This is a genomic window from uncultured Croceicoccus sp. (genome assembly GCF_947496385.1).
Lineage (GTDB): Bacteria > Pseudomonadota > Alphaproteobacteria > Sphingomonadales > Sphingomonadaceae > Croceicoccus.
Genome location: NZ_CANMCP010000001.1, coordinates 715,654 through 734,605, shown reverse-complemented (window position 1 = coordinate 734,605; position 18,952 = coordinate 715,654). Strand labels below are relative to the sequence as shown.

Annotated in this window: 21 protein-coding genes; 12 read left to right on the top strand and 9 right to left on the bottom strand. The window is 66.3% G+C overall.

Going from position 1 to position 18,952, the window contains the following annotated elements; all coding sequences use genetic code 11:
• Positions 1-81 precede the first annotated feature (81 nt).
• The 8 genes from Q0897_RS03445 to Q0897_RS03410 form a co-directional block, all read right to left on the bottom strand.
• Positions 82-687: a hypothetical protein gene (locus tag Q0897_RS03445; protein WP_366519893.1), complete on the bottom strand. Its 606-nt coding sequence runs from the start codon at positions 685-687 to the stop codon at positions 82-84.
• Positions 680-1,174: an ATPase gene (locus tag Q0897_RS03440; protein WP_299307503.1), complete on the bottom strand. Its 495-nt coding sequence runs from the start codon at positions 1,172-1,174 to the stop codon at positions 680-682. Before Q0897_RS03440 ends, Q0897_RS03445 begins: the two co-directional genes overlap by 8 nt.
• An 80-nt stretch (positions 1,175-1,254) precedes the next feature.
• Complete coding sequence (locus Q0897_RS03435; protein ID WP_202084371.1) at positions 1,255-1,482, bottom strand: F0F1 ATP synthase subunit C; 228 nt, start codon at positions 1,480-1,482, stop codon at positions 1,255-1,257.
• A 40-nt stretch (positions 1,483-1,522) separates the two neighbouring features.
• Positions 1,523-2,308 carry a F0F1 ATP synthase subunit A gene (locus Q0897_RS03430; RefSeq protein WP_299307502.1) on the bottom strand — a complete coding sequence of 262 codons (786 nt, stop codon included), beginning with the start codon at positions 2,306-2,308 and terminating at the stop codon, positions 1,523-1,525.
• Between the two features lie 149 nt (positions 2,309-2,457).
• Positions 2,458-2,775, bottom strand: a complete 318-nt coding sequence (locus tag Q0897_RS03425; protein WP_299307501.1) for an AtpZ/AtpI family protein — start codon at positions 2,773-2,775, stop codon at positions 2,458-2,460.
• A gap of 175 nt (positions 2,776-2,950) precedes the next feature.
• Positions 2,951-3,358, bottom strand: a complete 408-nt coding sequence (locus Q0897_RS03420) for a YdbL family protein (protein WP_202084364.1) — start codon at positions 3,356-3,358, stop codon at positions 2,951-2,953.
• Positions 3,358-3,537, bottom strand: a complete 180-nt coding sequence (locus tag Q0897_RS03415) for a YnbE family lipoprotein (RefSeq protein WP_202084362.1) — start codon at positions 3,535-3,537, stop codon at positions 3,358-3,360. Before Q0897_RS03415 ends, Q0897_RS03420 begins: the two co-directional genes overlap by 1 nt.
• Before the next feature lie 50 nt (positions 3,538-3,587).
• The gene (locus Q0897_RS03410; RefSeq protein ID WP_299307500.1) at positions 3,588-6,794 is read right to left on the bottom strand and encodes a YdbH domain-containing protein; all 3,207 of its coding nucleotides are present in this window, start codon (positions 6,792-6,794) and stop codon (positions 3,588-3,590) included.
• 209 nt (positions 6,795-7,003) lie between these two features.
• On the opposite strand from Q0897_RS03410, the gene radC reads away from it, so the two are divergent.
• The 10 genes from radC to Q0897_RS03360 all read left to right on the top strand — a co-directional run bounded on the left by radC (position 7,004) and on the right by Q0897_RS03360 (position 15,613).
• Positions 7,004-7,714 carry a DNA repair protein RadC gene (gene radC / locus Q0897_RS03405; protein WP_299307588.1) on the top strand — a complete coding sequence of 237 codons (711 nt, stop codon included), beginning with the start codon at positions 7,004-7,006 and terminating at the stop codon, positions 7,712-7,714.
• Positions 7,715-7,806: 92 nt separating this feature from the next.
• Positions 7,807-9,117, top strand: a complete 1,311-nt coding sequence (gene purB / locus Q0897_RS03400; RefSeq protein WP_299307499.1) for an adenylosuccinate lyase — start codon at positions 7,807-7,809, stop codon at positions 9,115-9,117.
• Positions 9,118-9,211: 94 nt separating this feature from the next.
• A complete protein-coding gene (locus tag Q0897_RS03395) occupies positions 9,212-9,532 on the top strand; it encodes a LapA family protein (RefSeq protein ID WP_202084355.1) in 321 nt (106 codons plus the stop codon).
• A complete protein-coding gene (gene pyrF, locus Q0897_RS03390; RefSeq protein WP_299307498.1) occupies positions 9,529-10,203 on the top strand; it encodes an orotidine-5'-phosphate decarboxylase in 675 nt (224 codons plus the stop codon). The genes Q0897_RS03395 and pyrF overlap by 4 nt, the downstream gene beginning before the upstream one ends.
• 12 nt (positions 10,204-10,215) lie before the next feature.
• Positions 10,216-10,728, top strand: a complete 513-nt coding sequence (locus Q0897_RS03385) for a GNAT family N-acetyltransferase (protein ID WP_299307497.1) — start codon at positions 10,216-10,218, stop codon at positions 10,726-10,728.
• A complete protein-coding gene (locus Q0897_RS03380; protein WP_299307496.1) occupies positions 10,725-11,363 on the top strand; it encodes a phosphoribosylanthranilate isomerase in 639 nt (212 codons plus the stop codon). Before Q0897_RS03385 ends, Q0897_RS03380 begins: the two co-directional genes overlap by 4 nt.
• A gap of 66 nt (positions 11,364-11,429) precedes the next feature.
• Positions 11,430-12,653, top strand: a complete 1,224-nt coding sequence (trpB, locus tag Q0897_RS03375) for a tryptophan synthase subunit beta (RefSeq protein WP_299307495.1) — start codon at positions 11,430-11,432, stop codon at positions 12,651-12,653.
• Positions 12,650-13,441, top strand: a complete 792-nt coding sequence (trpA, locus tag Q0897_RS03370; RefSeq protein WP_202084346.1) for a tryptophan synthase subunit alpha — start codon at positions 12,650-12,652, stop codon at positions 13,439-13,441. Before trpB ends, trpA begins: the two co-directional genes overlap by 4 nt.
• On the top strand, positions 13,438-14,289 hold the full coding sequence (accD, locus tag Q0897_RS03365) for an acetyl-CoA carboxylase, carboxyltransferase subunit beta (RefSeq protein WP_299307494.1): 852 nt from the start codon (positions 13,438-13,440) through the stop codon (positions 14,287-14,289). Before trpA ends, accD begins: the two co-directional genes overlap by 4 nt.
• Positions 14,273-15,613 (top strand): folylpolyglutamate synthase/dihydrofolate synthase family protein, encoded by a 1,341-nt coding sequence (locus Q0897_RS03360; protein WP_299307493.1) that lies wholly within the window; start codon positions 14,273-14,275, stop codon positions 15,611-15,613. The genes accD and Q0897_RS03360 overlap by 17 nt, the downstream gene beginning before the upstream one ends.
• On the opposite strand, the gene Q0897_RS03355 is transcribed toward Q0897_RS03360, so the two are convergent.
• Positions 15,610-17,346: an MFS transporter gene (locus Q0897_RS03355; RefSeq protein ID WP_299307492.1), complete on the bottom strand. Its 1,737-nt coding sequence runs from the start codon at positions 17,344-17,346 to the stop codon at positions 15,610-15,612. The genes Q0897_RS03360 and Q0897_RS03355 overlap by 4 nt on opposite strands.
• Before the next feature lie 86 nt (positions 17,347-17,432).
• On the opposite strand from Q0897_RS03355, the gene Q0897_RS03350 reads away from it, so the two are divergent.
• Both Q0897_RS03350 and rsmD read left to right on the top strand, forming a co-directional pair.
• The gene (locus tag Q0897_RS03350; RefSeq protein WP_299307491.1) at positions 17,433-18,398 is read left to right on the top strand and encodes a pseudouridine synthase; all 966 of its coding nucleotides are present in this window, start codon (positions 17,433-17,435) and stop codon (positions 18,396-18,398) included.
• Positions 18,395-18,937, top strand: a complete 543-nt coding sequence (gene rsmD / locus Q0897_RS03345) for a 16S rRNA (guanine(966)-N(2))-methyltransferase RsmD (protein WP_299307490.1) — start codon at positions 18,395-18,397, stop codon at positions 18,935-18,937. Before Q0897_RS03350 ends, rsmD begins: the two co-directional genes overlap by 4 nt.
• Positions 18,938-18,952 lie beyond the last annotated feature (15 nt).

The window sequence follows — 18,952 nt, the reverse complement described above, 5'->3', positions numbered from 1 at the left end:
TTGCGCCGCGATAGCTGACAAATACGAAAAGCCCGGCAGGATCGCTCCCGCCGGGCTTTTATTCTGACGCTGGCAATAGGGTCAGAAGCTGGCGATCGCCTTGTCAACCAGCGCACGATCGGCGACCGCGTTGTGGTTGCGGGCGATGATCTGCCCCGATGCTTCGGCCGAGGCGCGGGCTGCCTGCGCGCGCAGTTCCTCGACCGCGGCGCGTTCGGCGCCGGCAATCTTGTCCTGCGCCATGCGTTCGCGGCGGGCGATCATCGCCGCCGTGTCGGTTTCCGCACGCTCGACAATGGCACCGGCCTCGCGCCGCGCATTTTCGAGCATGGCCTCCGCGTCGCGTTCGGCACCGGCAATCTTGTCGGCATATTCTTTGCGAAGAGCTTCGGCTTCGCCGCGCAGGCGCTTTGCATCGTCGAGCTGCTCCCGGATGGCAGCGATACGCGCATCCAGGCTGCCTGCGACGAGTTTCGGCACACCTTTCCACAACAGGATAAGGATGAACACGAGCATCGCCATCGACACCCATGCACCCGGCCCGATGAAGCCGAACGCCACAGGTTCGACATGCTCGCCGCCGTGGTCCTCGGTCATGCCTTCGAGTTCGGCAGCATGATCGAGGCGTTCCTCGACCCCGACGGAGGTAACGGCCATGCCGTTCAGAAACAGTTGGTAATCAGCCACGGACCATGACCTCCTTGACGGCGTTGTGCGCCTCGGCCTGCGACACGTTGAGCGCGGCAATGCGCTTCACGATGTCCTGGGTCGCTTCGGTGGCGACATTCTCGATCTCGGTCGCGGCATTGCGGCGCGAGGCATCGATGCGTGCCTCGGCCGCGGCGAGCTTCTCGTCGATGCGGGACTGTGCCTCGGCGACGGCACGCTCGGTCTGGCCGGCGGCATCGGCTTTCGCCTCCGCGATGAGAGCCTGAGCCCGCGCGCGATTGTCGTTTTCACGTTTGCGCCATGCCTCTTCCTGCTCGTCCGCTTCGCGGCGGGCGGTTTCGGCGGCGGTAAGATCGTCGGCGATACGCTTGTCGCGCATGTCGACCGTGCCCATGACCTTGGGCACCATGCCTTTTCCGACCACGAAAAACACGAGACCGAAAATCAGCAGCAGCCAGAAGATCTGGCTGGCATAGGTCGCGGCGATTTGTTCGATTTGTGGCATCGATCAGTCCGAAGGCATGATTGGATAGGTATCGATCCGGCCAGGGCCCCTGCCCCGGCCGGATCGCACAGGCAATGCGATCAGGCCACGAAGACCAGGATCATCGCCACGACGAACGCCAGCAGACCGAGAAGTTCGGCAGCGGCGAAGCCGATGAACAGGCGGCCCTGCTGACCGTCTGCGGCGCCCGGATTGCGCAGCGCGCCTTCCAGGAACTTTGCAAAGACATTGCCGACACCCAGCGATGCCAGACCGGCACCGACAGCGGCGAGACCGGCACCGAGCATGCGTGCGCTTTCTGCGTCCATGGTAATAAACTCCCTTTCGTAGATTCGGTAATTCGAAGACTTAGTGAAGGTTTTCCGCGTCATTGATGTAGAGCGCGGTCAACAGGGCGAAAACATAGGCCTGCACGGCAGCGACGAGCAGTTCGAGCGCGCAGATGCCGATCATCAGGAGGAACGTGGGAATGCCGACGAGCACGCCGGTGCCGACCCCCGCGTTCGAGCTGCTGATGACGAAGCCCGACAGGACCTCGAGCAGAAGGTGCCCGGCCATCATCGCCACGAAAAGCCGCAGCGCGAGGCTGAACGGGCGGACCATGAAGCTGACCAGCTCGACCAGGAAGATGAACGGGATCATCAGCGCGGGCGTGCCATGCGGCACGAACAGCGACAGAAAACCGATCCCGTGCTTCGCAAATCCGACGATCAGCACGATCGAGAACGACATGATCGCGAGAATGCCGGTGACCGTGAAATGGCTGGTGAAGGTAAAGGGGTGCAGGCCGACGACGCCGAGCGGCAGCAGGCCGAGCACGTTGGCGAACAGGATGAACATGAACAGCGAGAACACGTAGGGCACGTATTTGCGCCCGGCCTTGCCGATGTTCGCCTCCAGCATGTCGTCGACGAAGCCGGTGAAGCTTTCGACCGCCATCTGCCAGCGCCCGGGGACGAGCTGCCCCTTCATGCCCAGCGCGACGAAGCCCCAGAGCACGACCGCCGTCAGCGCCATCCAGAGCGCCGAATTCGTGAATGCGAGATTATATCCGGCCACTTCCCACCCATCGGAGCCGAAAAGCGGCTCGATGGTGAACTGGTGCATCGGATCGACCTTGGCTTCGGTTGCCACGCGATTGTCCCTGTCGTTCGAGGCGGCCCATGGCAATCTGCCCGGATCGTCCCTTATCCCTCAACGCGTCCCCGCCCCGTGTGGGCGACGATCGCAGCTATGCAAAAACACCGGCGCCCCTTTCGATACTGCCCGTAAAGCCAGGCAGATCAATCGGAACGCGTGTTCGAAATCCTAATTATGTTTCTGAAAGCAACGACTATCCCGAGGAACAGCATCACCAACAGACCCCACGGCCCGGTACCTGCAAACCGGTCGATCACCCAACCGATCAGCGCGCCGCCGATAAGCCCGCCCAGCAATTCCGCAAGCACCCTGTTTCCCATGCGATAATTCGCATCGGTCCCGTGGGATTGCGGCCGGTTGCGTTGCTCTTCCCGCTCTTTCGCAGCCTTGAGCTGCGCGTCGAGCGCGTCGATTCGCGCATCCTCGCCAAGTGGCTCCCGCCCGGACCGCTCTTCACCCATGCCTGTAGCTCCTCCAACCAAGAAGTCCGCTCGGCAAGTGCGATTAGCTGCCCGTCGAGGGCGCCGCTCCTTTAGGAAAGGGGTTCGGGCAAGTCAACACAAGCGCACGCCTTCATCGCAGTAGCGGCGAAGGATCGTTCCCGCGCACCCATCGATGCGGCGGCCCCCCGGACGTTCAGCCCACCGCGGGACAGCGCGGATCGAGCTGCGGCGCGCCGCTCCCGCGGGTCTGCCAGCTTCCACCCGGTGCCTGATACTTTTCGCCCGGCGAGGTGCGCGCGATGAGGATGCAGCCCTGGGCAAAGGCGAATTCCTCGATCGTGACGCCGGCGGCCCGGGCACGGTCGGCATAGCTGGCCTTGCGGCGGATATTGATGTCGTCGATCACCGCGCGAAGCCCGGCCGGCGGCGCGCCGGTAAAGCCGAGATAGCCGTCGATCCTCTCGCCGACGGTGCCGTTGGCGCGCGCCTCGGCATAGGCGGGTTCGCGCTGCATCGCGCCGGCAGGCTGCGCCATGGCGAGAAGCGCGAACGCCGGCAGGGCGAGGCCGGCAAGGCGGCGGGCAAGAGTGTGGCGGGGCATCAGAATATCTCCGGATTGCTTTCGATGTTCTCTTCGGCCGAGGCGACGAGCCTGTAGAGAACTTCCTGTTTGATGTTCACGTTCAATTCGATGACGATCGGGTCGGACGGCGCCGTCACATTCACGCATGCGGTGACAAACGGGCCGAGCATCGCGACCATCACAATGCCGCGTATCATAATGGCACGCCTTCGAACGCCATGCACAGCTATCGTCAAATTGGTCCGGTTCATGGCACGGTCTCGCTTTCTGCGGGCTGAATGATGGGGGTCGGCTCGGCGTCCGGCGATGGCGCGGGGACGGCGCGGTCGTCGGGGATCAATCGCACCCCGTCGTCGTCGACCAGCCCCAATTCGCGCGGATCGCGAACCGCCGAAGGATCGTAGAGTGACTTGAGGCTGCCGATGAGTTGATAGAACGGTGCGCGTATGTTCACGTTGAAGCGGAACGGAAGCTTCGCGATGCGCCGGGTGAGGAAGTTCGATTGCGTGCCCGGCCCCTGCGACACGCCGTCGAAGCGGACCCGCGTGACGATCTCCCCTTCGAGCGCGCCGTCGATCGCGACGCTCATCCGCTTGTAATCGAGCGAGCGCAGCGCCGCGAAGGCGAAATTGGCGATGGGCGACAGATCCTTGTAACTCAATTCCCCGACATAGGCGATGTTGCCCCCCGGCGGACGCGATTGCAGGCTACCGCCCTCCACCCGGCCGCCCGCCTCGTCGAACACGATGGGAATGCGCCCGTCGAACGTGCCGCTCGCACTCAGATTCGCGACGCCGAGCCGTTCGATCACCCGCCCCGCGTCCAGCCCGGCGATGACGAGCGTGAAACTGCGCCGCTCCGTCGCGCCGAGCGTCAGCGAGGTCGGCTCCAGAACGAGCCTTCCGCCCAGGAACGGCCAGCTGCCCCCATTGAGGTCGAGCCGCAATCCCGGGCGCAATGTCACGAACACCTCGCCATCGGACACCGGCACGCCGGGGTTCAGCTCCGCAATAGACAACCGCTGGTCCGGCGCGGTTTCGAGGTTCAGAAGATCGGTAAAGCGCAACGTCCCCGCCATCCCAGTGACCGGGCCGAAGGCAGCCGCGAAATCCAGCGAATCGGTGCTGACCACCCCGGTCGATTTGACGCCCTCGCCGTTCCAGTCGATCCGCCCCCGCCCGCGCACCGACCCGCGCGCATTGGCAATATTGCCGAGAGCGAGCCGCGTGATGTCGGTCGGTTGCAGGTCGTCGCCGAAAGCAATTCCCGCGACCGAAAGATCGGCCCGGCCCTGCCCGTCGGTCAGGTCGTGGCGAATATCGGCATCGACGATGGCAATTCCGGTCCTTGGCTCGCGGAAAAGCGCCTCTGCGCTGATGATGTTATCGGCAAGGACGAGGGTCGCGCCCCTTGCGATCATGGGCTCGAATCGCGCGTCGTCCTGCCGGTCGGTGAGGACGAAGGCGCCGTCCTCGATCCGCAAGGCCCCGTCGCGATACGACCATTCGCCGCCCGCCTCCCCGATGTCGAGCGGCACGGACGGAAGCGTCACCTCGGTCCCGGAAAACGCGCCGCCGATGTCGCGCCCGATCCGCGCGGTGAGATCGTCGATGGCAAAGCGCACCGCCGTCGCCTGCGGTCCGAGCGCCACATTCATCGTCCGGGCGCGAACCACCGCAGGCTGCCCCCCGCGCAAGGCAAGCCCGACCGGCCCGGACACAAGGCGCACCGGCGTTTCACCAAGCCGTCCCGAAAGATCGAGCCGCGGCGCCCCGACGGCCACGCGCGTGCCGCCCGGCCCGATGGCCAGCATGGCGGACCCGCCCGCCGGGCACAGCAGCAGACTCTGCCGATTGAGCGTGAAATTCGCATAGCGCAGCGAATCGAAGCGCGGCGCCATGCAATCATCCCACATCCGCAAGCCGCGACGCGACAAATACGTCCCCGATACCGGCAGGCGCAGCCCCTCCACCGCGCCGCCGGGGAGCGGGCCGCTCGCCAGTATCTCGCCGTTCATGACGAACCCGTCGCGCGATTGCCGCACCTGCATTTCGGGGATCGCGATGCGCGCGTCGCCCGCCGCATAATCCGCCATGCGCAGGCGGAGCAGCGGCGCATCCCCCTCCCCGTCGATCGCGCCGACGAGCCGGGGCATGCCCGTGCCGCCCGTGGCGAAACGCGCGCGATAGAGACGCAGGCTCTCGCCCAACCCGATCTGCACCTGATTGAGCGAGAGCAGCGGCGCGCCGTCCCCGCCGCGAAGCCCCGCCCGCGCGATGGCAATGCGCGTCTCCCCCTCGGCGGCGCGCGCCTGTAGCGCGGCGGAAAAGGATGCTCGCGGCATGGAGCGGCGCAGCACGGCGCGCACCCGGCCTGCGAGCGGCGCGAGCAAGGTATCGGCGCCGGATCTCTGCACCTGTTCCAGCGCCGGATCGACGACGCCGGACAGGTCGAACCCGCCGCCGGACACATCACCGGACAATTGCCAGCGATCGAACCCGCCCGCGCTCCGGATATTGCCGTCGAGCGCGACGCGCGCAACCGCGGCCCCCGCAAACGCCGCGTCGCGCCCGGAAAGGTCGAAATCCGCCACCATCGCGCCGCTTTCGCGCACCGATACCGCAAGCCGCCCGTTCAGCGCGCCGACCGCATTGCCGCCCACCGCAACCCGCCCGGTGCGAAGCGCGCCGCTCACCATGGCGCGGCGCAAATCCGCGCCGGTCTCCCCGCGCACGGTCCAGCTCGCCTGCGCCAGCGAAAGGTCCGATTCGGGACAGCGCGCCACATCGGCGCGCAGCGGCCCGACAAAGCGCGGCGCCTCGTCCGCGATGGCGAGCCGGCCATAAAGGCTGAGCCCTTGCGCGGTGCAGCCTTTGGCGGAAAGGCGCGGCACCACCGCACCCATCGTCGCGGCGAACCCGTCGCGAAGATTGCCCCCGCCGGTAAGCTTCACACCGAGATTGCCATAAGGCGACAGCACGCGCGCCCGCCCATCCAGAATGTCGATGTCGAGATCGGGCAGGCGAAACGGCTCCCCCGTGCTTTCGGGATAGAGCACCGGATCGAGAGTGCCGAAACTGACCCTGTCGCCGCGCAGCACGCCATAAAGCCGGGGCCGCACGAGCCGTATCCCGGTGATTTCCGGCGTCCCGAAACGCAGGCGCGTGGCAACCACCGCCCGTTCGATCACAAGGTCGGGACGGTCTGGGTCGCCAACCACGATATTGGCGAGCACCTGGCGATCCGGGCCGATTTCGACGATGTCGTAGCGGGCCGGCACATCCATGTCCGCGAGCATGTCGTCCACCGCACCGCGCGCGAGCCGTTCCCGCGCGATCCAGATTCCAGCCGCGAAAAGAGCCACGACCGCGAAAAGCCCCGCGACGATGCGGGGCCAGCGACGGCGGCGTACGGGCGAATCGCCCACCGCCCTATCGTCCTCGCCTTGCGTCATTGCGTCCTGCCGTCATTCCTCGTGCGACCGCGCGGAACCGCGGCGGCGCAGACTTGCGCAGCATCGCGGCGAAAGGCAATGGAAAGCATGATCTGTCCACACACCTTCCCGGCGGGGCGCTTTGGCCCTCCCCGACACGCGCGCTGCTGTGCGTGCTGCTACCGCTCGCGGAAAAGCGCATCGTGACAAAACCGCAGGACGAATTGCCGATGGACGCAGGGCCCACGACGCCGGTCGAGCCGAAAGCCGGAACCGACCCCAGCGGCCATCGCGCGCGCCTGCGCAAACGCCTCCTTCAAGGGGGCAGCGACGCGCTGGCCGATTACGAGATCGTCGAATATCTGTTGATGACGGCCATCCCGCGCCGCGACGTGAAACCGCTGGCCCGCGCGCTGATGAGCCGGTTCGGAAGCCTTGCCGGGATCTTCAACGCCGACAGGACCGCGCTCGAAAACCACCCCGGCATGGGCGAGACCAGCGCCGCGGCGATGAAGATCGTCGCCGTGGCCACCCGCCGGCTCGCCCGGGCGGAGGTCATGGACAAGCCGGTGCTGGGAAGCTGGCAGGCCTTGCTCGACTATCTCACCATCGACATGGCGCATCTGCGGGTGGAGCGTGTGCGCGTGCTCTATCTCGACAAGAAGAACCGGCTCATCCGCGACGAACATCTGGGGGATGGCTCCCTCGACGAGGCCGCGATCCACCCGCGCGAGGTGATCGGCCGGGCGATGGAACTGGGCGCGGCCGCGCTCATCCTCGCGCATAATCACCCCAGCGGCAATCCGCAGCCCAGCCGCGCCGACATCCAGATCACCAATCGCATTGCCGAGGCCGGCCGGCTTCTGAACATCGCGGTACACGATCACGTCATCATCGGGCGCGAGGGGACCGTCTCGATGAAGGCGAAGGGCCTGATCTGAGCCGCATCGCGCCCGCCGCACTTGCCAAATGCGCGCCTGCGCCCTAGCCGCGCGGCCAAAGCCCCCAATTCTTGCGAACCGGAGTACGCCCGATGGTCCCACGCTATGCCCGCCCCGCCATGACCGCGATCTGGGAGCCGGAGGCGAAATATCGCATCTGGTTCGAGATCGAGGCCCACGCCACGCAGAAGCTCGGCGAATTGGGCGTCGTGCCCGAAAGCGCGGCAAAGGCATTGTGGGACTGGTGGGCGACCGACCCGAAAATCGACGTGGAGGCGATCGACGCGATCGAGGCGGTGACCAAGCACGACGTCATCGCGTTCCTCACGTGGGTCGCGGAACAGGTCGGCGACGAGGCCCGCTTCATGCATCAGGGCATGACGAGCTCCGACGTGCTCGACACGACGCTCGCGGTGCAGCTCGACCGGGCGGCGGCGATGCTGCTCGACGACATTGACGCACTCCTCGCCGCGATCAAGAAGCGCGCCGAGGAGCATAAATACACCCCCACCATCGGGCGCAGCCACGGCATCCATGCCGAACCCGTCACCTTCGGCCTGAAAATGGCGGAGGCTTATGCCGAGTTCAGCCGGTGCCGCGAACGGCTCGAATTCGCGCGACGTGAAATCGCCACCTGCGCGATTTCGGGTGCGGTCGGTACCTTTGCCAATATCGACCCGTCGGTGGAGGCACATGTCGCGGAAAAGATGGGCCTCGCGATCGAGCCCGTCTCGACGCAGGTGATCCCGCGCGACCGTCACGCGATGTTCTTTGCCGTGCTGGGCGTGATTGCGAGTTCGATCGAGCGGCTTTCGGTCGAGGTGCGGCACCTCCAGCGTACCGAAGTACTCGAGGCGGAGGAATATTTCTCCCCCGGCCAGAAGGGGTCGAGCGCCATGCCGCACAAGCGTAACCCGGTGCTGACCGAGAACCTCACCGGGCTTGCGCGCGTGGTGCGCTCCGCCGTGATGCCCGCGATGGAGAATGTGGCGCTGTGGCACGAACGCGACATATCGCATTCCTCGGTCGAACGGTTCATCGGGCCGGATGCGACCATCACGCTGGATTTCGCGCTCGCGCGGTTGACCGGGGTGGTGGAAAAGCTGCTCGTCTATCCCGAACGCATGCAGAAGAATCTCGACCGGATGGGCGGGCTCGTCCATTCGCAGCGGGTTCTGCTCGCGCTCACGCAGGCCGGCGTCAGCCGCGAGGATGCCTATCGCCTGGTGCAGCGCAATGCGATGAAGGTGTGGGAATCGGATGGCGAGCTTTCGCTGCTCGAACTGCTGAAGGCGGACGGGGAAGTCACCGCGGCCCTCACGACGCAGCAGATCGAGGAGAAATTCGACCTCGATTACCATTTCCGGCAGGTGGACACCATCTTCGACCGCGTGTTCGGCTGAACCCGGCCGCGATTGCAGCAGGGTTGGCCAAACGGGCGTTGCGGCGTAGGCTGCACGCCCGACGACCCGATCCCGAGAGGAGGCCAGGACCGCCATGCAGGTTCTTCGCACGATAATATGGGTGGCGCTGCTGGTGGCGCTGGCGCTGTTCGCCGCGTTCAACTGGTATCCCGTGGATGTGCGAATCTGGGAAAACCTGGTGCTCGAAACGAAGCTGCCGATGGTGATCCTTGCCGCGTTCCTCATCGGGCTGGTTCCCATGTGGCTCTATCACAAATCGGCGAAATGGCGGCTCAAACGGCGGATCGCCTCGCTCGAAACCTCGCATCGCAGCCTTGTTTCGAGCCAGCAGGCCGATCCCGCCCACCGCCCCCACGATGCAGATGACGCCCCGCTGCGCAGGACAGAGCCATGACCAATCCCGTTTATCTCGCGCTCGACGTGCCGCAGCTCGATGCCGCGAAGGCGCTGGCGAAAAAGGTCATGGGGCATGTCGGCGGGTTGAAGCTGGGGCTCGAATTCTTTTGCGCGCATGGCCATCACGGCGTGCATGAGCTGGCGCAGCTCGGCCTGCCGATCTTTCTCGACCTGAAACTGCACGACATTCCCAATACGGTGGCGGGCGCGATGCAGGCGATCCACGTGCTCGAACCGGCGATCGTGACCGTCCATGCAAGCGGCGGCCGCGCCATGATGGAAGATGCCAAGGCCGCGGCCGGCGAACATACGCGCGTCGTCGCCGTGACCATGCTCACCAGCCTCGATGACAAGGATCTGTCGCGCACCGGCGTCGCCGGCACCGCCCACGATCAGGTCATGCGCCTTGCCGAGCTCGCCGAGAAGGCCGGGCTCGACGGGATTGTATGTTCGGGCGAGGAAGTCGCCGCCGTCCATGCACAGTGGAAGGGCGGCTATCTCGTGGTGCCCGGCCTGCGCCCCGCGGGCAGCGAAACGGGCGATCAGAAACGCACCGTCACCCCGCGCAGCGCCCGCGACAATGGCGCGAGCGTGCTGGTCATCGGGCGGCCGATTTCGAAAGCGCCCGACCCGCTCGCCGCGGCGCGCGCGATCGAAGCGACGCTCTGAGCCACCGACCGCATGGCCTCAGAACCTGAGATACGCCGGGCCGGGCCGGACGATGCCGCCATGCTCAAACCCCTGCTCGAAGGGGCATATCGCGGCGATCATGCGCGGCTGGGCTGGACGCACGAGGCCGACATCGTTCAGGGTGAGCGCATTGCCGAGGCCGAGCTTCACGCGATGTTGCGCGATCCTGCGGTGCACATGCTGCTGGCCACGGATCGGGCGACGGGGGCCGCCATCGGCTGCGTCGCGATTACGGACCGGGGCGGCGGGCTTTCCTATCTCGGCATGCTGTGCATCGCGCCCGAATTGCAGAGCGCGGGCCTCGGCACCATGCTGCTCCATGCAGGGGAGGCACGCGCCGCATCCATCGGCGCCGCGCGGATCGAGATGACCGTCATCGAAAATCGCGACACGCTGATCGCCTGGTACCTGCGCAAGGGGTACAAGCGCACGGGCGAACGCCGCCCCTTCCCCGTGCCGCAGACGCCTGCGTTGTTCTTCATCGTCTTGGAAAAAACGCTGTGACCCCGCGCATCAAGATATGCGGCATCAATACGCCCGCGGCCATGGAGGCGGCGATCGCCGCGCGCATCGATTATGCGGGGCTGGTCTTCTTTGCCCGGTCGCCGCGCCATGTCGATGCGGCCGGCGCGCGGAAACTGGCCGCGATTTCGGGCGATTCGATCCGGCGCACCGGGCTGTTCGTGGATGCGGGCGACGACGCGATTGCCGAAGGCGTGAGCGCAGGCGGGTTGAGCGCCATTCAGCTCCACGGGGATGAAACGCCGGAACGCGCCGCTGCGCTGCGTTCCCGTTTTGGCATCGCGGTGTGGAAGGCGCTCCCCATCGCAGGGCCGGACGACATTGCGCGGGCGCGCGATTATACCGGCGCGGTCGACATGCTCCTGTTCGATGCGAAGACGCCGGTGGGACAGCTTCCGGGCGGCATGGGCCTGCGCTTCGACTGGGCGCTGGTGCATGGTTACGATGGCGGCGTGCCATGGGGTCTTGCGGGCGGATTGTCCCCCGCGAATGTCGGCGAGGCGATGGCCGAGGCGCGGCCCGCACTCGTCGACGTGTCGTCCGGTGTGGAAAGTGCGCCCGGTGTGAAGGATGCCGCCGCCATCGCCGCCTTTGCCCGCGCGGTGCGCACGCGCTGACACATCTGGACTTCGCCGCGATGCTCTGCCAATCGCGGGCGCATGGAAACCACATCGCAAACCGGCATGCCCAACAGCTTTCGCAACCAGCCTGACGACCGGGGCCATTTCGGCCAGTTCGGCGGGCGCTACGTGTCCGAAACGCTGATGCCGCTGATCCTCGATCTCGACCGGGAATATCGCGCGGCGAAGGAAGACCCCGCCTTCGACGCGGAGTTCCAGGATCTCCTCACCCATTACGTCGGACGGCCCAGCCCGCTCTATTTCGCGGAACGACTGACCGAGGAATTGCGCAAGGATGCGCCCGACGGCAAGGGCGCTCAGATCTGGTTCAAGCGTGACGAACTCAATCACACCGGCGCGCACAAGATCAACAATTGCATCGGGCAGATCCTGCTCGCCGTGCGCATGGGCAAGACGCGGATCATCGCGGAAACCGGCGCCGGACAGCATGGCGTGGCGACGGCGACGGTGGCGGCGCGTTTCGGCCTGCCCTGCGTCATCTACATGGGGGCAAAGGACGTAAAGCGGCAGCAGCCCAACGTATTCCGCATGCGGCTGCTCGGCGCGAAGGTGGTGCCGGTCAGTTCCGGTTCGGCGACGCTCAAGGACGCGATGAACGATGCCATGCGCGACTGGGTCGCGAATGTGCATGACACGTTCTACATCATCGGCACGGCCGCCGGGCCGCACCCCTACCCCGAAATGGTCCGCGATTTTCAAAGCGTCATCGGCCACGAAGCGCGCGAGCAGATGATGCAGCGCACCGGACGCCTGCCCGACCTGCTCGTCGCGGCGATCGGCGGCGGGTCGAACGCCATCGGGCTGTTCCATCCCTTCCTCGACGATGCGGATGTCGGCATGCTCGGGATCGAGGCGGCGGGCCACGGCCTCGACAAGGAACACGCCGCCTCGCTCGCGGGCGGATCGCCGGGCATTCTCCACGGCAACAAGACCTACCTGCTGCAGGACGAGGACGGGCAGATCATCGAGGGCCACTCGATCAGTGCAGGCCTCGACTATCCCGGCATCGGCCCCGAACACAGCTGGCTCAAGGAATCGGGCCGGGTCGATTATTCGCACATCACGGACAAGGAAGCGCTCGACGCGTTTCAGCTGCTCTGCCGGACGGAGGGGATCATCCCCGCGCTCGAACCCAGCCATGCCATTGCCGCGGTCGTGAAACGCGCGCGCGAAATGCCGCAGGACGCGATCATCCTCGCCAATCTGTGCGGACGCGGGGACAAGGACATCTTCACCGTCGCCGAAGCATTGGGAGTGGAGCTGTGAACCGCTTTCAAAAGGCATTCGGCAAGGGGCACCCCGCGCTCATCTGTTTCGTGACGGCGGGCGATGGCGATACCGCCGCCAATCTCGACGCGCTGGTCGCGGGCGGCGCCGATGTGATCGAACTGGGCATGCCGTTCACCGATCCGATGGCCGACGGCCCCGCGATCGAGAATGCGAACCTGCGCGCGCTGGCCAAGGGCACGACGACGCGGGACATCCTCGACCTGGCGAGGGGGTTTCGCGACCGCCATCCCGACGTGCCGCTCGTGCTCATGGGCTATGCCAATCCGATGGTGCGGCGCGGGGCGGACTGGTTCGCGCGCGCGGCGAAGGATGCGGGCGTCGACGGCGTCATCTGCGTCGACATTCCGCCCGAGGAGGATAGCGAGCTCGGCACGCATCTTCGCGGCGAAGGGCTCGACATCATCCGTCTCGCCACGCCGACCACGGACGCGGCGCGGCTGCCCGCCGTGCTCGACGGTGCGGGCGGGTTTCTGTACTACGTGTCGGTCGCCGGCATCACCGGCAAGCAGCAGGCCGCGATGGCCTCCATCGAAACGGCGGTCGCCGCATTGAAGGCCCGAACCGAACTCCCGGTGGCGGTCGGTTTCGGCGTGCGCACCCCGGAACAGGCGGGCGCCATCGCCGCGGTTGCCGACGGGGTCGTGGTTGGCTCCGCGCTGGTCGAGCTGATCGCCGAACACGGGAACGCGGCGGCGGACCCGATTCGCGAGCTGACGAAGGCGCTGGCCGATGCGGTGCACGGCGCAAGAAAGGAAATCGCATGAGCTGGCTCACGCAGGTACGCAATCGCCTGCCCTTCACCACGAAGCGGGAAACGCCCGACAATCTGTGGGTCAAGTGCCCGTCCTGCGAAGAGATGCTCTTCGTCAAGGATTACGAGGAATACCTCTGGGTCTGTCCACGGTGCGAGCATCACGGGCGGATCGGCGCCGATACCCGCCTGACGCAGATCATGGACGCTGGCTACGAAGTGCTGCCCTCGCCCGCGGTGAGCGAGGATCCGCTCAAGTTCCGTGACACCAAGAAATATGCCGACAGGCTGAAGGCCGCGCGCCACAATGCACCGCATCCCGATGCGCTGACCAATGCGCTGGGCACGATCGACGGGCGCCGCGCGGTCGTCGCGGTGCAGGATTTCGGCTTCATGGGCGGCTCCATGGGCATGGCGGTGGGCGCCGCGTTCCTTGCCGGGGTGGACCGGGCGGTGAAGGAAAAATGCCCGTTCGTCATCTTTACCGCGGCGGGCGGCGCGCGCATGCAGGAAGGCATTCTGTCGCTCATGCAGATGCCGCGCACCACGGTCGCGATCCGCCGGCTGAAAGAAGCGGGCCTGCCCTATATCGTCGTGCTGACCGACCCGACGACGGGCGGCGTCACGGCAAGCTATGCCATGCTCGGCGATATTCAGATGGCGGAACCCGGTGCGCTCATCGGCTTTGCCGGACAGCGCGTCATTCAGGACACGATCCGCGAAAAACTGCCCGACGGGTTTCAGCGCGCGGAATATCTGCTCGAGCACGGGATGATCGACATGGTGGTCGACCGGCACGACCTGCGCGAACGGCTGGTGACGATCATCGACTATCTGATGGCCGGTGCCAGGGCCGCCTGAGCCCGCACGCCCGCGCGATTTCGCGACGTCGGACGATCCGCGGGTTCAGGAACAGCTGAACCGGCTGGCCGCGCTGTCGCTGCCGCAGGGGCGGTTAAGCCTGCGCCCCGTGCGGCAATTGCTCGCCGCGCTGGGCGATCCGCATCTGCGCCTTGCGCCGGTGTTCCATGTCGCGGGCACCAATGGCAAGGGGTCGACCTGCGCGTTCCTGCGCGCCATGCTGGAGGCGGATGGAAAGCGGGTCCACCAGTTCACCAGCCCGCATCTCGTCCGTTACAACGAACGGATTCGCATCGCGGGCGAACTGATCGGCGATGCCATGCTGGCCGATCTGCTGGGCGAGGTGCTCGACGCGCGCGGGTCGATCGCGGCGAGCTTTTTCGAGATTACGACAACGGCGGCGTTCCTCGCCTTCGCCCGGCACGAGGCCGATGCCGCCATCGTGGAGGTCGGGCTTGGCGGCAGGTTCGATGCGACAAATGTCATTGCGGATCCGGCCTGTTGCGGGATCGCGTCGCTCGGGCTCGACCACGAACAATTCCTGCTCGCACCGGAGGATGGCGCGCCTGCCGAACCGATGGCGCGCATTGCGTTCGAAAAGTCAGGCATCGTGAAGCCGGGGCGCCCGGTCGTCACCCAATCCTACGGACCCGATGCGCAGGCCGAGGTGGAGCGTGCGGCGCGCACCGCCGGTGCGCCGCTGCACATGCGCGGGGCGGATTGGTCGATCACGGGCGGCGACATGCTGGAATATCATGACCGGCACGGCGCGCTCACCCTCCCCCCGCCCGCGCTTTCCGGCGCGTTTCAGGCGGAGAATGCCGGGCTCGCCATCGCGATGCTCCGGCATCAGGATTTCGTCACCGTGTCGGCAGAGGCCATCGCCGCGGGGCTGCGCAATGCGCGGTGGCCGGGCCGGCTTCAATGGCTGCGCAAGGGGCCGCTGACCGCGATGGCGCCGGGCTTCGACGTGCTGCTCGACGGAGGGCATAACCCCGATGCCGCGCGCGTGCTCGCCGCATTCTGCGCGGGGCTGGACCGCCCCGTGCACGCAGTGATCGGCATGCTGGCGAACAAGGATGCGGAGCGGTTCCTCGCCCTTGTCTCACCGCATTTGCAAAGCGTGACGGGCGTTCCGATAGGCGGCCATCCGCACCATCCGCCCGAACGGATCGCGGCGATGACGGACGGGGACACGGCGCGCGATGTGGGCGACGCACTCGCCCGTATCGCCGGGCGCGCCGATGGCGGGGTCATCCTCATCGGCGGCTCGCTCTATCTCGCGGGAGAGGTGCTCCGCGCCAACGGAGAATTTCCGGATTAGGCCGTGCGCGCGTCGCGGCGCGTCACCCGTATCCATTCCAGCACGCACAGCACCACCGCCACCGCCCCGATCAGCGCAGTAAACAGGAACACGTCGTAATATCCGCGCTCCTCGATCAGCTGTCCGAGCGCGCCCCGCCCCAATGTCCCGACCAGGAGCGTCAGCGACGCGAGCAGCGCATATTGCACCGCGCTATACCCCTTGGCCACGATGGACGACAGCCACGCGATATAGGCCGCCCCTGCAATCCCGACCGCAAGATTTTCGCCCGCGATGGTGATCATCAACCGTGCGAGCCGCTCCGTCCCGCCGAAGGTCTCGACAAGATATGTGAAGCCGATCGCATCGCTCACCGCCTGCATCGTGGCGCCGCCGATGGCGAGATCGGCGTATAGCAGGTTCGTCGCCGCGGCCAGCACCGCACCCAGCGTCAGCACCGCCATCCGCCCCAGCACGGTGATGAGATACCCGCCGAGCGCCAGCCCGAGGATGATCGCACCCACGCCAAAGAATTTCGACGCGACCGCCACCTCGTCATTGGTGTAGTTCAGCTCGCCGAGATAGAACGGATAGGCGAACGTGCCCCAGATCGCGTCGCAGATCCGGTAGGTCAGCACGAGCGCGAAAATCAGCACGAGCGACCACCCCATCCGCCCGACGAATTCGGTAAGCGGCAGGATCAGCGCGCGGTAGAGGTGATCCGCAACCGGGTTGACGGCATCCGCGCCATCCGCGCTTTCGGTGAGCACGTGGCGGCCCTCGCGCTGCATCTTGACCAGCCATGCCGCGATGAAGGACGGCAATACGATCGTCGCCACCACGATGAGCGGGCCATAGGTGGCCGTGAACTGCGTCGGATCGGGGCGCAATTCGGGCACCGCGGTCATCGACCGGTACATAAACACCCCCACGGTGACGAGCGCCCAGCCCCACAGCAGGCCGACGGCGGCCAGCGCATAATTGCGCACCTTCGGCGTCAGCTCGCCCTTGGTATAAAGCTGCTCCAGCTCCTCGGCGCTCGCCGCGACGCTGGCCGCGCTTCCGGCGCGGGCATCGGGCGCGAACAGGCCCACGATCCCGATGAACAGCATGATCCCGCCCATCATCACATAGGTTCCGGGCCATCCGATCCGCTCCGCCACGATCAGCGCGAGCGCACCACCGACGAGCGATGCGAGCCGAAATCCCATCTGCGTGATGGTGGACAGGATGTCGATCGTCGCCTCTTCATCGGCGATGTCGATGCGCCAGGCATTGATGACGATATCCTGCGTCGCGCTGGCAAAGGCGCCGACCGCCGCCAGCAGGGAGAACCACCCGAGGCTTTCACCGGGATTGAGCAGCGACATCGTGATAAGGATGATGCCGAGCAGCAATTGCGCCGGCGCGATCCATTGCTTGCGCTTGCCGAGGCGGCGGACAAACGGAATATCGACCCGGTCCACGAGCGGCGACCACAGGAACTGAAACGAATAGGCCAGCCCGATGAGCGAGAACACGCCCATCGTTTCAAGGTCGACGTCGGCCTCCGTAAACCAGGCATAGAGCGTGCCGAGAAACAGCGCGAAGGGCAGGCCCGAGGCAAAGCCGAACAGCGCCATATACGCCGTCTTGCGATTGCGCAGCGCGGCCAGCAATTCGCGCCAGCCGGGCTTCTTCCCCTCCCCCGGCGCGGCGTCGGCCGGGGTTTGCGCGGCATTTGCCGCAGAATGGTTGCTCGTCGTCTCGGTCAATTGCCGCTCCTGTACCCGCCGCGTCGCCGGCGCCGCCGATGGTGTTAGAGCATCGCCGCACGTCTGCAAACGATGCCGCCCGTTTCATGTCCACGCTTGTAACCAAAGAGCCGATGGCGCATGGCGCAAACGTGAACGACAAGCAACGCCCCCCATCGCGATCGTCCCGCCGGACGGACGGTTCCTCCCGCAACGGCCCGCGCCCCGAACGCGGCAATTTCGACCGCGCCAATCCGGATCGCGGGCGCCCGCGCAAGAAACCGGCGGGCCGCGACACGACGCGTCCCGAACCCTCGCTCCCCAAACGCGAAGGCGACCGTATTGCCAAGCTGCTGGCGCGCGCAGGGGTCGCCTCCCGCCGGGATGTCGAGCGCATGATCGAGGATGGCCGCGTCACGCTCGACGGGGAAAGGCTCGACACGCCGGCGGTGGTGCTGACCTCGCTGCGCGGTGTGGCGGTCGATGGCAAGCCCGTCGGCGCGGCGGAGGCCCCCCGCCTGTTCCGTTTTCACAAGCCGAGCGGATTGTTGACGGCGGAGCGCGATCCCAAGGGGCGCGCGACGATCTATGACGCCCTGCGCAATGCCCTGCCGCGCGGGGCGCCGCGCGTGATGCCGGTCGGACGGCTCGACCTCAATACCGAGGGTTTGCTGCTCATGACCAATGACGGCGAATTGAAGCGCGCCATGGAATTGCCGAGCAGCGAGATCCCGCGCACCTATCGCGCGCGCACCTTCGGCGACGTGAGCCAGGAACAGCTCGAGGATCTCATGGACGGGATCGAGATCGAAGGCGTGCGTTACGGCAGCATCGATGCCAATCTGGAACGGCGCACAGGCCGGAATCAGTGGATCGAACTGACCCTGACCGAGGGGAAGAACCGGGAGGTTCGCCGCGTGCTCGAACATCTCGGGCTTCAGGTTTCCCGGCTGATGCGATTGTCCTACGGGCCGTTCGCGCTCGACGATTTGCCGCGCGGCGCGGCGGATGAAATCCGGGGCAGCGACGTCGCGCAGTTTCGCAAGCAGATCATGCGCAAGGCCGAAAAATGAGGATCATTGCCGGCGAATGGCGCGGGCGTGCGATCACCGCGCCCGATGGCGATGCCACGCGGCCCACGGCGGACCGCACGCGCGAAACGCTGTTTTCCATGCTGACGAGCCGGCTCGGCAGTTTCGAGGGGCTTTTCGTCGCCGATTTGTTCGCAGGGTCCGGCGCGCTCGGGCTCGAAGCGTTGTCGCGCGGTGCGGCGCGGGTGTTGATGGTGGAACAGGACGCCGCCGCGATCCGGGCACTGCGCCGCAATATCGCGAACCTGCGGGCGCAGGACCGCTGCGACGTGCGCGCGGGTTCCGTGCTTTCGCTCGGCCCCGCGAAGGAGCAGCCCGACCTCATCATGATGGACGCGCCTTATGATACGGGCGCGGGATCGGTGGCGCTCGACCGGCTGAACCGGCTGGGCTGGATCGCGCCGTCGGCCTGGATCAGCATCGAAACCGCACGCGGCGAGGACGTCGCGGTCAAGGGTTTCGACGTCGAAACCGTGCGCCATAGCGGCAAGGCCAGCCTGCACCTCCTTCGCCTGCGCTGAACCCCGGCACTCGTA